General features: G+C 56.7%; 12 protein-coding genes. 8 read left to right on the top strand and 4 right to left on the bottom strand.

Going from position 1 to position 12,076, the window contains the following annotated elements; all coding sequences use genetic code 11:
- Positions 1–24 precede the first annotated feature (24 nt).
- From ACXZ66_RS09185 to ACXZ66_RS09175, 3 genes are all read right to left on the bottom strand, one after another.
- Positions 25–2,418, bottom strand: a complete 2,394-nt coding sequence (locus ACXZ66_RS09185) for a glycogen/starch/alpha-glucan phosphorylase (RefSeq protein WP_458748290.1) — start codon at positions 2,416–2,418, stop codon at positions 25–27.
- A gap of 109 nt (positions 2,419–2,527) precedes the next feature.
- A complete protein-coding gene (locus ACXZ66_RS09180; RefSeq protein WP_458748288.1) occupies positions 2,528–3,793 on the bottom strand; it encodes an amidohydrolase in 1,266 nt (421 codons plus the stop codon).
- A 175-nt stretch (positions 3,794–3,968) separates the two neighbouring features.
- Positions 3,969–5,300 (bottom strand): DUF4921 family protein, encoded by a 1,332-nt coding sequence (locus ACXZ66_RS09175; RefSeq protein ID WP_458748287.1) that lies wholly within the window; start codon positions 5,298–5,300, stop codon positions 3,969–3,971.
- 30 nt (positions 5,301–5,330) lie between these two features.
- Here ACXZ66_RS09175 and ACXZ66_RS09170 point away from each other — a divergent pair, with 30 nt between their 5' ends.
- Positions 5,331–5,732, top strand: a complete 402-nt coding sequence (locus ACXZ66_RS09170) for a hypothetical protein (protein ID WP_458748286.1) — start codon at positions 5,331–5,333, stop codon at positions 5,730–5,732.
- Here the strand turns inward: ACXZ66_RS09170 and ACXZ66_RS09165 are convergent.
- Entirely contained in the window at positions 5,702–6,847 is a 1,146-nt protein-coding gene (locus ACXZ66_RS09165) for a glycerate kinase (protein ID WP_458748285.1), read from the bottom strand. The two genes, ACXZ66_RS09170 and ACXZ66_RS09165, sit on opposite strands and share 31 nt — an antisense overlap.
- Positions 6,848–7,057: 210 nt before the next feature.
- On the opposite strand from ACXZ66_RS09165, the gene gdhA reads away from it, so the two are divergent.
- From gdhA to ACXZ66_RS09130, 7 genes are all read left to right on the top strand, one after another.
- Positions 7,058–8,407, top strand: a complete 1,350-nt coding sequence (gene gdhA / locus ACXZ66_RS09160; RefSeq protein WP_458748283.1) for an NADP-specific glutamate dehydrogenase — start codon at positions 7,058–7,060, stop codon at positions 8,405–8,407.
- A 149-nt stretch (positions 8,408–8,556) separates the two neighbouring features.
- Entirely contained in the window at positions 8,557–9,351 is a 795-nt protein-coding gene (locus ACXZ66_RS09155; protein ID WP_458748281.1) for a DivIVA domain-containing protein, read from the top strand.
- A 31-nt stretch (positions 9,352–9,382) separates the two neighbouring features.
- Complete coding sequence (locus ACXZ66_RS09150) at positions 9,383–9,922, top strand: YceD family protein (protein ID WP_458748280.1); 540 nt, start codon at positions 9,383–9,385, stop codon at positions 9,920–9,922.
- The gene (gene rnc, locus ACXZ66_RS09145; RefSeq protein WP_458748278.1) at positions 9,919–10,683 is read left to right on the top strand and encodes a ribonuclease III; all 765 of its coding nucleotides are present in this window, start codon (positions 9,919–9,921) and stop codon (positions 10,681–10,683) included. The genes ACXZ66_RS09150 and rnc overlap by 4 nt, the downstream gene beginning before the upstream one ends.
- Positions 10,684–11,505 (top strand): bifunctional DNA-formamidopyrimidine glycosylase/DNA-(apurinic or apyrimidinic site) lyase, encoded by an 822-nt coding sequence (gene mutM, locus ACXZ66_RS09140; protein WP_458748277.1) that lies wholly within the window; start codon positions 10,684–10,686, stop codon positions 11,503–11,505. It abuts the gene before it with no gap.
- Positions 11,506–11,571: 66 nt separating this feature from the next.
- Positions 11,572–11,763 (top strand): hypothetical protein, encoded by a 192-nt coding sequence (locus ACXZ66_RS09135; RefSeq protein WP_458748275.1) that lies wholly within the window; start codon positions 11,572–11,574, stop codon positions 11,761–11,763.
- Positions 11,764–11,785: 22 nt separating this feature from the next.
- Entirely contained in the window at positions 11,786–12,070 is a 285-nt protein-coding gene (locus ACXZ66_RS09130) for an acylphosphatase (RefSeq protein ID WP_458748274.1), read from the top strand.
- Positions 12,071–12,076: the final 6 nt, after the last annotated feature.

Genomic DNA, 12,076 nt, shown 5'->3' with positions numbered 1-12,076 from the left:
CAACGAGACCGGCTCTTCTGGTTCTTACTTGGAAATCGGAGTTGGCTCGATCTTCCAGACCTCTGTCGCGTAATCGCGAATAGTGCGGTCGGAGGAGAAGCGACCAGACTCGCAGATGTTCACCCAGCACATCTGTGCCCAGTGCTGCGGATCTGCGTAGTACTCGTTGGCCATGCGGTCGCGGGTTTCGCGGTAGTCAGCGAAATCGCCCAGCACGTACCACTTGTCCGGGGTTTCGTATCCGCCACCATCGATAAGGGAGGCGCGGATATCGTGGAAGGCGCCCGAGTTGGAGTCATCCAGCGTGCCGTCGGTGAGTGCGTCAAGGACGCGAGCTAGACCAGGAACTGTGTTGATGACTTGCTGCGTGTTGTAGTTTGCGCGCAGCTCGGGAAGCTCGTCCTCGGTGGCACCGAAGATGTATGCGTTCTCTTCGCCCACTGCTTCTGCGATTTCCACGTTGGCGCCGTCGAGGGTACCTAGGGTGAGTGCACCGTTCATCATGAACTTCATGTTGCCGGTGCCCGAAGCTTCCTTACCAGCGGTGGAGATCTGCTCGGAGATGTCGGTGGCAGGGATGATGTGCTCGGCAGGGGAGACGTTGTAGTTCTCGACGAAGACAACCTTGATGATCTTGGAAACCTCAGGATCGTTATTGACCAGCTCACCGATCTCGTTGATCAGTTTGATGATGCCCTTCGCACGGGTGTAACCAGGCGCAGCCTTCGCGCCGAAGATGAAGGTGCGCTTTGGTACGTTCTGCTCGCCGTCAACCTTGATGCGGAAGTACAGATCAAGAATGTAAAGCGCGTTGAGCAGCTGGCGCTTGTACTCGTGCAGGCGCTTAATCTGAGTGTCAAAGATCGAATCTGGATCGACCTCGATGCCTTGGCGTTCCAGAATCCACTCAGCGAAGGCGCGCTTGTTCTGCGTCTTGATCTCGTTGAGTTCCTTCATCACGGCCTCGTCATCGACGTAGTGGCGCAGGTCCTTGAGCTTGTCCATATCGGTGACCCACTCGTCAGAGCCGGCGAGGCGGTCGAGCAATCCAGAGAGACCAGGGTTGCACATACGCAGCCAACGACGAGGCGTCACGCCATTGGTCTTATTGTTGAAGCGCTCAGGCCAAATCTCGTACCAATCAGAAAGAGTGTCGCGCTTGAGAATCTCGGTGTGCAATGCAGCCACACCGTTGACGGAATACGCTGCGTAGCAGGCGATCCAAGCCATGTGGACCTTGCCATCGTGGACAGGGCTCATGCGGTGGGCCTGCTCAGGGGAAATGCCACGCTCGTTCATGTCGATGCGGAAACGACGGTCGATCTCAAGCGAGATTTCCCAAATGCGCCAGAAGAGCTGCTTGAAAATCGATTCGTCCCAAGTTTCCAGTGCCTCGGTGAGAACCGTGTGGTTGGTGTAGGCGAAGGTCTTCGTCGTAATTGCCCAAGCCTCCTCCCAGCCGAGCCCGTGCTCGTCCATTAGCAGGCGCATCAGCTCTGGAATTGCCAGAACCGGGTGGGTGTCATTGAGCTGGATCGAGTTGTACTCGTGGAAATTCGAGAGATCGGAACCGTGCTGCTCAATGTAGTTATCAATCAGCTCCTGCAGGGAAGCAGACACGAAGAAGTACTGCTGGCGCACACGCAGCAGCTTGCCCTGGTAGGTGGTGTCATTCGGGTAGAGCACGCGGCAGAGATCGTGCACCGCTTCGCGCTCGATGATGGCATCAGAGAAGCGCTGGGAGTTGAACGCATCGTAATCGAACTCGCGCATTGGCTCAGAGTTCCACAGGCGCAAGGTTCCTACGTTGTCGGTGCCGTAACCGGTGATCGGCATGTCGTGAGGGACAGCGCGGATATGCATATCGTCGAAACGCACGATGCGCTGCTCAGACTGGTGACGCACCAGGAAGGGGTACACGCCTTCCTTCCATGCGTCTGGGTGCTCCTTCTGGAAGCCGTCTGCGAATTCCTGGCGGAACAAGCCGTAACGGTAGAGCAAACCGTAGCCGGTGACCGGGTAATCCTGGGTTACTGAGGAATCGAGGAAGCAAGCGGCGAGGCGGCCGAGACCACCGTTACCGAGTGCTGCGTCATGCTCAGACTCGAGCACATCGGTGAGGTTGTGGCCGTTGGCTGCTGTTGCCTGCTCTGCTTCTTCGACGAGGTCGAGGTTGGTCAGGTTATTGAGCAGCGCGCGACCCATGAGGAACTCCGCGGAGAAGTACGCCTGCTGGCGGGTGCCTGCGTAGGCCTTCTTTGTAGCTTCCCATTTGTCTGCGATCTGTTCCATGACAGCGGCAGACACGCCGTACCAAAACTTCTTGTCGGTAGCGGACTCTGGCGTTAGACCCGAATATGCACGGACATGACCTCCAATGGTCAAGTCAAGCGGCGGTGGGGTAGCTGGCTGGTTCATTTATTTCCCTCACGTCAGTGTTTAGCTTTCAGAAGTAAAACCGTACGAAGGGGATTCTACCAACCATTCACAGGTTCCGTCCGCCTATAGATTTGGCTGATAACCGAATCTATTCCTGCTCATCAATCGCGAGATAGGTCAGCACCGAGGCCGCTGCTGCCTTGGTAGCCGAATCCATCGTGGGCTCGTAGTCAGGAAGGAATGTATTCATGTGATTGACTGGCACATCGTCGTCGACGCGGTTGTTGGCCACAGCCGTGTCCCACACATCGTGCGGGGTGCACCCAATAACCCAGTACAGATACGGCGAACCCAGTGCTAGGGGAATATTGGCAAAGTCTTCGGAGACTTGTCGTGGCTGCGCGTCCACGGAACGGGAGCCGAAAACTGCATCAAAAGTGGGGCGGACTCGGGAAAATACTTCCGGACTGTTATTGAGCAACTCACCGTGAGCGAAAAACTCAAGGCGGGGAGTCTCTTCGATACCGGAAGCTTGGCACTCGGCTTCCACGACTCGTCGAATAGCAGCGTAGACGCGGCGCTTGACATCGTCGTCGTAGAAGCGACAATTTAGCACCAGCTCGGCGTGATCAGGGATGATGTTATTCGTGGTGCCCGCGCGCAGCGTGCCCACCGAGACCACGGCGAAGTCGCTCGGGCTGACTTCGCGGCCGACAATTCCCTGGAGCCGAATCACAATCATCGCTGCAACAAAAGTCGGATCGATTGAGCGGTGCGGCATGGAACCGTGCGCGGAACGGCCAGGGATATGAATCCGGATAGAGTCACAGGCAGCGAATTGTGGGCCCGACTTGGTTTGTACTTCACCGGCACGACCAGGCATGACGTGCTGAGCGAAGCAGACATCGGGCTTGGGAATGCGGGTGAGCAACCCATCGTGGACCATGGCCGAGGCGCCTACGGCATTTTCTTCTGCGGGCTGGAACAACGCAATGAAGGTCCCTGCCCAGTTCTCGCGGCTGTTGTCGATGATGTCACACGCCCCAAGCAGGGCCGTGGTGTGGATATCGTGGCCACAGGCATGCATGACTCCGACCTGCGTCCCGTCAGGGCCTGGGCGCACTCGGGTGGACGCAAAGGGGACGCCCGTCTCTTCTTTGATTGGTAGGCCGTCGAAATCAGCGCGGAAAAGGGCCGTCGGACCCTCGCCGTTGCGGAAAATTGCCACGATACCGTAGCCACCGATCGGGGCGATCACTTCGCAATCAAAGCGCTCCAATTCGGCAAGGATCCTGCGATGCGTCTCATGTTCATGCCCAGAAAGTTCTGGGTGCTCATGGAACCATTCGTAGAGATTTCGCTGCCACGATAAATCAATATTGTCGGTATGCAATAAGCGGGCAATGCCTACCATGTGAAGAAACAACTCCAGTACAAAATAGAAGAAAATGCACCGAAAGGTACATGCAACTCAACTTATTGCAGGCAGCACGATCTTGAAAGGGGTGAGCCCCGCACCCTCCGAATACCCTACGAATGTATGCCCCAACATTAGGGCAACATTCCCAGCACAAACATTCCCAGCACAACTATTGCAGAGTCGGGTTGTACTTCAGTGAATTTGTTTCACTGGAGCACTCTGTGGCGATGCGGATGGTCTTTTCGATCTTTCCTTCGTCGCGAAGCTTGTACATCGCACTGACCACACGGTCGCGGATGTTGAATGGGGACAAAGTATTGACATAGATCTTGGTGCCGCCCTCGAAGCCCGCGACGGTGGAGACTCGCCATTTCACGTTGATGCGCCATGGCATGGGGACATCCAAATCGGCGGGTTTGTGGTGCCATTCCTCGTTGCAGGCAACATCGGGGCCGGTGGCCGCGTGGCAGGCATGCAGAAGGTCGGACATAGCGCGGACTTCCTCGGGAGTTTGCAGCCATGGCTCGGGAGTTGGTGACTTCGAGTACAGGCTCATCGTCGGATAGCGATGCCCGATACCTGCGATCAGAATCGCGTGATCGTTTTCGGCGATGACCAAATTCCGGTAGATGCCGTAGTTGACCGCCCACTCGTTATACATATTGGGATTCGTGCGCAGCCGTGAAATCTCCATCTCCATCTGCACGCCGCGCTCGTCGATAGCCACAAGCTGTTTGTGCAGGTGATCGAAAGAAGCACCTGCTGGAGCCAACCAGTTTTGGAATACTGCGACATACGGCGCATACGGTTGGCGGCTATACAGATCGCGCAGGGCATCGACAGTAAAGGTGATAAATCCATTGTGCTCGTCGGGGGTCAGCATGCCCGAGGAAGCAAGCTGAGTGCTATCGGTTGCTCCGTCGACATAGTGTCGCCGAGAGATGATCACGTCGTGCCCACCGGCGAAGTATCCCTTGGAAAGTTCGATGAGTTCTTCTTCGCTTTTCGACGAGGCGTCCTGGCCTGAGGCTGTCAGCTTTGTCCGCATGATGTTGAGCACATGCTCACGCCCAATGGGGTCTCCGATATAGCGTGCCATCTGGAACTCGGAGTTTGAAGGCATAATGTAGCCGTAGTTCTTCGACCAATAGTCGTAGCTGACAATTTCAAATAGGTTGGGCACGCGGCGGAACTCCGCAGCAGTCTGCTCCATTTCATTGGGCAACAAGCCGTAGAGAATGTGCCACTCGCCGTCCCTTCCTTTGATCATGCGGGATTTCTCAGGTGGCGTTTTTAACGGAGTGCCTTCGCAGAAATTGCAGGAATGAGTAAAGTCTTCCGGTTTGAGCGGATGTGGATCTTTCTTTGCAGTTGTCAGGGGACGGTTTCCACGTCCTGGTACGGTCCACACTTCTGTCCCAGAAAATGGGTTGATTTGCTTGATGGTTCCGTCTGCCATCGTCGAAAGAGCATCTCGGTACGAGTGAACTGGGAAAGTCATATTCCCTACATTATTGGCTAGTCTTGTTTCATGCCGTCCATTCAATTCGATGTTCTTATTCCGAATTCCCCAGCAACAGCCGCTCCCGAACTTGTCGCCGCCTTCACACGCGCGATGGAGATTCTAGAAAAGCGTGAGATGCTCTCGAATCCGCAGGTCGTGCACACTCCTGGACAAGAGGGCGACTTATTTACGGTTGAGCAGCTGCGCGAGGTGTACCGGAAGGATCGGGGGGAGGACCCAGACGAGGCCAGCTTGCATCGCATCACAGTCACTGCCGACGATGTGCGCTCCTACAACCAGCTGGCCATGGGGCTATCGCGGATTCTCACCCCGAAGGCTGATTTACCCCAAGACCCAGTTGCACTTGAGCGCGAGACTGATTTCGAACAGCCGTCAATTTATCCTTGGACAGTAGAAATACTGAGGTAGTTCACAGCGATCTCGGCACCTGCACGACGAAGCTGTTGCTCGACACTGCCAACTTCTGACTCAGGTGCAAGTTCCACCCCGATGACACCTTCAGGAAGTGTGGCCTCGATGGAACCCGCGGCAACGGCAACAACTGCATCCGATGACTTTGCTAGGTCTTGTACCACTGAGACAACCTTGCCGGAGGCTGTCTGAGAGTCATATTTGCCCTCACCGGTAATCACGAGCGAAGCCTGGGCAATCTTTTCTTCCAGCCCGAGCGAATCGGCTACTACTCGTGCGCCACTGACCACGTGGACCTTGTCGGAAGTACCGTGCAGGAGAGTGGACAACCAAGTGATACCCACCGGAATTGCACCTGCTGCGCCATAGCCGGGAAGTGTTGGATCCACGCCGGTAACCTCGCAGAGGCGAGTGATCGCTCGGTCGAGGATCTCTACCTCTTCTGGGGTAGCTCCTTTTTGCGGACCAAAAACTTGCGCGGCACCTTGGGGCCCTGTCGCTGGGGCATCGACATCAGTGAGCAAGAACCACTCGACAGCTCCCGCAGGAATGTTTACCTTCGCGGTATCAAAATCATGCAAATCGACGAGTGCCGCGCCTCCGTGGCGCAGGGTGTAGCCCTCTTTGTTGAGTGGGGTCACACCCAAAGCCGCAAGGATGCCGGTTCCGCCATCAACAGTTGCGGAACCGCCCAAACCCAAGACGATGCGTTTTGCACCGCGGGTCTCGGCATCTGCAATCAGCACGCCAGTGCCGTAGGTATCGCCGGTGGCAGCGCAGGGAACATCGGCTACGGCAGGAAGCCCAGAAGCTGCAGCGACATCGATGTATGCGGTCTCCGTGGACTTTTCAAAGGTATAAGTTGCCTCCGTGAGGCGACCTGCGGCATCGGTAGTGGGCAGGGTAATGCGCTCGCCCTCAAAGACCTCGCTGGTACCTTCACCACCGTCTGCCATCGGAGCGAGCAGGATGTCTGCATTCGCGATGATGCTACGTACACCTTCGCCGAGCCATCTTGCAGCCTGCTCGGCGGTCGCGGTTCCTTTAAAAGAGTCAGGGGCGATGACCACGGTGACATCATCGGAGCCAGAAAAGTTCGAAGAGCTTGTCATGCGATTAATTCTAAGGTCACACAAGATTTCGCGTGACACAGAGGTGCTAAAGGGACTCACGTGGGCAAGCGCAGGAGTGATGTGAGCAATTTCTTTCCCATTCGCTTGATTTCTCTCACGCGGACGGGAAAACTATTGTGGGTTAGGTATGCCGAGCAATCATGCCGGCACCCATGGCCACAACATACGTTGATTAAAGATTGGAACCCAATGACGTCGTCGACAGAAGAACTGGTTTCTGGTTATTACAGCAAACTGCTTAAGCGCAACGCCGGGGAACCAGAGTTTCACCAAGCAGTTGCTGAGGTGCTTGATTCCCTGAAGATTGTCCTAGAAAAGGACCCCCACTACGCCGACTACGGTTTGATTCAGCGTCTCTGCGAGCCAGAGCGTCAGGTCATCTTCCGTATCCCTTGGGTTTCGGACAATGGAAACGTTCACGTTAACCGTGGCTTCCGTGTCCAGTTCAACTCGGCTCTTGGCCCATACAAGGGTGGCCTGCGTTTCCACCCATCGGTCAACTTGGGCATCATCAAGTTCCTTGGTTTTGAGCAGATTTTCAAGAACTCCCTGACCGGCCTGCCAATCGGTGGCGGCAAGGGTGGCTCGGACTTCGATCCTAAGGGTCGCTCCGATGCTGAAATCATGCGCTTCTGCCAGTCGTTCATGACTGAGCTCTACCGCCACATCGGCCAGTACGTTGACGTGCCAGCCGGTGACATCGGCGTGGGCGGCCGCGAGATCGGCTACCTCTTCGGCCAGTACCGCCGCCTGACCAACCGCCACGAGTCCGGTGTTCTCACCGGCAAGGGCCTGACTTGGGGCGGCTCTTTGGTGCGCACCGAGGCTACCGGCTACGGCACCGTGTACTTCACCGATGAGATGATGCGCGCACACAATGACTCCCTGGACGGCGCAAAGGTCATCGTCTCGGGCTCGGGCAACGTTGCAATCTACGCCATCGAGAAGGCTCAGGAAATGGGCGCTACCGTTGTGGGCTTCTCCGATTCTTCCGGTTGGGTAGAAACCCCGAACGGCGTGGACGTGGAGCTGCTCAAGGACGTGAAGGAAAACCGTCGCGAGCGCGTCACCGCCTACGTCAACGAAACCACCGGCGCCACCTTGCACACTGAGGGCACCATTTGGTCGCTCAAGGCTGATGTTGCGCTTCCGTGTGCAACCCAGAACGAGCTCAACGGTGAACAGGCTCAGATGCTGGTGGACAACGGCATCAAGTACGTCGCTGAGGGCGCAAACATGCCTTCTACCCCAGAAGCCGTCGAGGTATTCCGCAAGAACAAGGTCAACTTCGCGCCGGGCAAGGCTGCAAACGCTGGTGGCGTTGCTACCTCCGCACTGGAAATGCAGCAGAACGCTTCGCGTGACGCATGGACCTTCGAGTACACCGACCAGCGCCTGCACAAGATCATGTCGAACATTTTCCAGCGCTGTGACAGCACTTCAAAGGAATATGACCGCGAAGGTGATTACGTCGTCGGCGCTAACATTGCCGGCTTCAAGAAGGTTGCGGACGCAATGCTCGCACAGGGCGTTATCTAAGATCTAAGATCTAAGCCGTAGCTTGCACGCTGAATTCCCCGGTGCACACCCGCTTCAGGTGTGCGCCGGGGATTCGTCGTAAAGCAATGCGAAAAGACACACCCCCACAATTTTCCCGTTGACTCGCGCAGACAAGTACCCTGAGAATCATGTACCGTGTCTTCGAAGCACTTGATGAATTGAACCAAACCGTTGAACAGGCATATGGCGTGCCGATGACCTCGAACTGTATGGTCCCGCGCCATGACGTGCTCGCGCTTCTCGACGATGTCCGAAACGCGCTTCCCGTCGAAGTCGATGACGCACAAGACGTGCTGGACAAGCAGGATGAGATTCTGCACGGCGCCCAGGACCGTGCCGATAATTTGATCGCGGACGCTGAAAAGGAAGCGGATAGCATTCTCGCGTCTGCCCAGGCCGAGGCCGACGAAATTCTGCGTGAAGCTCAGCAGCGCGCTACCTCCACTGTGTCGAACGCCGAGGCTGAGGCGAACGACCTGGTTGATAATGCCCGCAATGAGTCGGACACGATGGTGCGCCGTGCCCAGGACGAGGCGGATCGTCTGACCCAGGATGCCAACGATTCCTACGAGCGCGCCGTGGCCGAGGGACTTGCGGAGCAGGAACGCCTGGTCAGCGAGTCGGAGGTTGTGCGTCGCGCTGACGAGGAGGCTAATCGCCTCGTCGAAACGGCACATGCCGAGTCGAATCGTCTGCGCACCGAGGCCGACGAATTCGTCGATTCCAAGCTGGGCGGATTCGAGGAATCCCTGTCGGGCATATTGCGTACGGTGACCCGCGATCGCGGTGCTTTACGACGAGGTGCCGGCGTTTCCGGCACTCAGCGCGAGTACGGCGAGTCAACGTCGAATCGTTACGATCGTCCGAACCGTACCGAGCGCACACGTCGCCCGCGGACGGACCAAACGGGCGACTACTCCTAAGTTGCTCTACCGGGTAGGATAGCGACTTGTTATGGCTACTAATCCTTTTGTTTTCTACGTCGGCGACGTAATGCGCGGCGATGGAATGCCGCAAGTCCGGCAGCAAGTCGGACCTTCCCCGTCCCGGATCGGGCCCGAGATGATTGCTATTCCCGAGGGCGGGGAGGTCTCTATCGAGGCCACCATCACCCCACTGGGTTCTGGCGTGCTCGTTGACGCTACCGCTACGGCGGTGCTGGACGGCGAATGCGTGCGCTGCCTAGCTCCGCTGCACCCGACGGAGTCCATCACCATTAGCCAGGTCTTTTCCTACGATGATGATTTCATCACCGGCGACCCGGAAGACGATGAAGATAAGGGCTCCGGCGACGAGATTTTGCACGTCAGCTCGGACGACAAGGTCGATCTTGAGCAGTCCTTCGTTGACGAGGCTGGCTTGAGCTTGCCGTTCAATCCGACCTGCCAGCCCTCGTGCAAGAGCGATGAATCCGACGTACCCGAACCCGATGGTGTTTCGGGCGAGGAAGAGCGCACCGATCCACGCTGGTCAGGCTTGGAGAAATTCCTGTGAGTCGCACCAAGAAGAATAAAATCACCGGCGAGGAGGCCTGGGATCAAGCCTTTTCGGCGGTCGACCACACCCCACTACTTAAGTCTTTGGGCATTACGCTTGACGACGATTACCTGCGCCTCGCTTTGACTCACCGCAGCTTCGCCAACGAACACGGTCATCTGCCGAATAACGAACGCCTGGAATTCTTAGGCGACGCGGTACTTGGCTTGACTGTGGCAAACAAGCTCTACGAGTTGTATCCCTCGCGGCCGGAATCTGACATTTCGAAGATGCGTGCCTCCATTGTTTCGCGCTACGGTTTGTCCGATATCGCCCGCGAGATCAATCTTGGCGAGCACATTCTGTTAGGCCGCGGCGAACTTGTCACCGATGGTCGCAATAAGGATTCCATCCTGGCAGATACCACCGAGGCTCTCTTCGGCGCGCTCTACCGCCAGCATGGTTTCGAACCGGCGCGCGATGTCATTTTGCGCCTTTTTGATGAGAAGTTGCGTACCGCTACTGCAACAGGTCGCCACCAGGACTGGAAGACTGTCCTGCAGGAGCGCTTGGCCGAGTTGAAGGCACCTGCTGCCGTGTATGAGGCAACCTCTGAGGGTCCCGAGCATGCGTTGCTCTACACCGCCGATGTTTTGGTCGATGGTGTGTCACGGGGCAAAGGTACTGGTCCGAACAAGAAGATCGCCGAGCAGGAAGCGGCCCGCGAGGCTGTGAAACTTTTGCACGATCACCCAGAAACTGTTGCAGGGAAGGCCTAAGTGCCCGAGCTGCCAGAAGTAGAAGTGGTGCGCCGCGGATTAGAAGAACACGTCTGTGGCGCAACGTTTCGCTCCGTTGAGGTGCTGCACCCGCGTGCTGCCCGTGGCAACGATGTGGACCTCGAGTCTGTTTTGCCTGGTCTGAGCATTGAGGCTGTGCGCCGTCGAGGCAAGTACCTCTGGTTCGAGCTCTCGGATGGCTTTGCCCTGGTCATTCATCTGCGCATGAGTGGGCAGATGCTGGTCGGGCCGCACGGCGAAGTAACCAGCTCGCACCTGAGAATCCGAGCCGACCTTGGCGATGTCGAGCTGGCGTTTGTGGATCAGCGCACCTTTGGGTACTGGCACTACACCTCTCTCGACGAGGCGGGGATACCTGCCACGATGGCCCATATTGCAGCAGATCCCTTCGAGGAATCTTTCGATTCTGTAGAGGTCTCGCGAGCGATGCGGAAGAAAAACTCGGCGGTCAAGACCGTGTTGTTGGATCAGGGGATTGTCTCTGGAATTGGCTCGATTTACGCCGACGAGGCGATGTGGGCTGCGGAGATTAAACCCACGAGGAAGGCAAAGAGCCTGCGCCAAAAAGACGGCGTGAAGCTGCTCGAAGAATCCCATGATGTGATGGCGCGCGCCTTAGAGCAGGGAGGGACCAGCTTCGACTCGCTCTACGTCAATGTCAATGGTGCCAGTGGCTACTTTGCGCGTTCGCTCAACGCCTACGGACGTGAGGATAAACCCTGTGCACGGTGTGGAAGCCTGATCACCCGCACAAAGGTCAACGGGCGCTCGAGTTATTTCTGCCCGACGTGCCAGGTCTAGTCCTGGTTATTACCAGTCACTGTTAGGGGATTGTGGAACATACCCTCGGGGGTTAATATGCGAGCCATGGGTACTCTCACAACCATCGTTCTCCTCGCTTTGGGCATCGCGGCCGTTATCGCGGTGCTCTACGTCTTCGACCTAGGCATTGAAAAACTTGTCCGGCTATTCGTTCCTGCCCGCGAAGATTTGGCACCTTACAAGACCCCGTCCTATAGCGCCTACGCACAGCAACCAAACCCTTACAATTTTTACTAGGCATTAACTAGACTAGGGCCCTATGGCAGATACCCGGTTGACAGCTTTTGTCCACGGCCGAGTGCAAGGCGTGGGCTTTCGGTGGTGGACTCGCTCCCAAGCACTGCAGCTGGGACTCAGTGGGCATGCATCCAACCTGAGCGATGGCAGGGTGGAAGTGGTTGCTGAAGGAGATGAGGCGCTCGTCGCGAAGCTTCTTGTGCTTTTGGAAGAAAAACCAACCACAACGGGCAGACCCGGACACGTGGATACGGTAGTTTCGTTGTACTCGGACCCGCGTGGAGAATCCGGGTTTGATACTCGCTAAATGTTA

This window comes from Corynebacterium sp. S7, from assembly GCF_054401105.1.
The sequence above is the reverse complement of the archived record's forward strand: the minus strand, read 5'-3'. Positions and strand labels throughout refer to the sequence as shown.

Bases quoted from the DNA above. Each gene is read 5' to 3' on its own strand.
- ACXZ66_RS09185 (WP_458748290.1), bottom strand. From the start codon at position 2,418: ATGAACCAGCCAGCTACCCCACCGCCGCTTGACTTGACCATTGGAGGT.
- ACXZ66_RS09180 (WP_458748288.1), bottom strand. From the start codon at position 3,793: ATGGTAGGCATTGCCCGCTTATTGCATACCGACAATATTGATTTATCG.
- ACXZ66_RS09175 (WP_458748287.1), bottom strand. From the start codon at position 5,300: ATGACTTTCCCAGTTCACTCGTACCGAGATGCTCTTTCGACGATGGCA.
- ACXZ66_RS09170 (WP_458748286.1), top strand. From the start codon at position 5,331: ATGCCGTCCATTCAATTCGATGTTCTTATTCCGAATTCCCCAGCAACA.
- ACXZ66_RS09165 (WP_458748285.1), bottom strand. From the start codon at position 6,847: ATGACAAGCTCTTCGAACTTTTCTGGCTCCGATGATGTCACCGTGGTC.
- gdhA (WP_458748283.1), top strand. From the start codon at position 7,058: ATGACGTCGTCGACAGAAGAACTGGTTTCTGGTTATTACAGCAAACTG.
- ACXZ66_RS09155 (WP_458748281.1), top strand. From the start codon at position 8,557: ATGTACCGTGTCTTCGAAGCACTTGATGAATTGAACCAAACCGTTGAA.
- ACXZ66_RS09150 (WP_458748280.1), top strand. From the start codon at position 9,383: ATGGCTACTAATCCTTTTGTTTTCTACGTCGGCGACGTAATGCGCGGC.
- ACXZ66_RS09135 (WP_458748275.1), top strand. From the start codon at position 11,572: ATGGGTACTCTCACAACCATCGTTCTCCTCGCTTTGGGCATCGCGGCC.
- ACXZ66_RS09130 (WP_458748274.1), top strand. From the start codon at position 11,786: ATGGCAGATACCCGGTTGACAGCTTTTGTCCACGGCCGAGTGCAAGGC.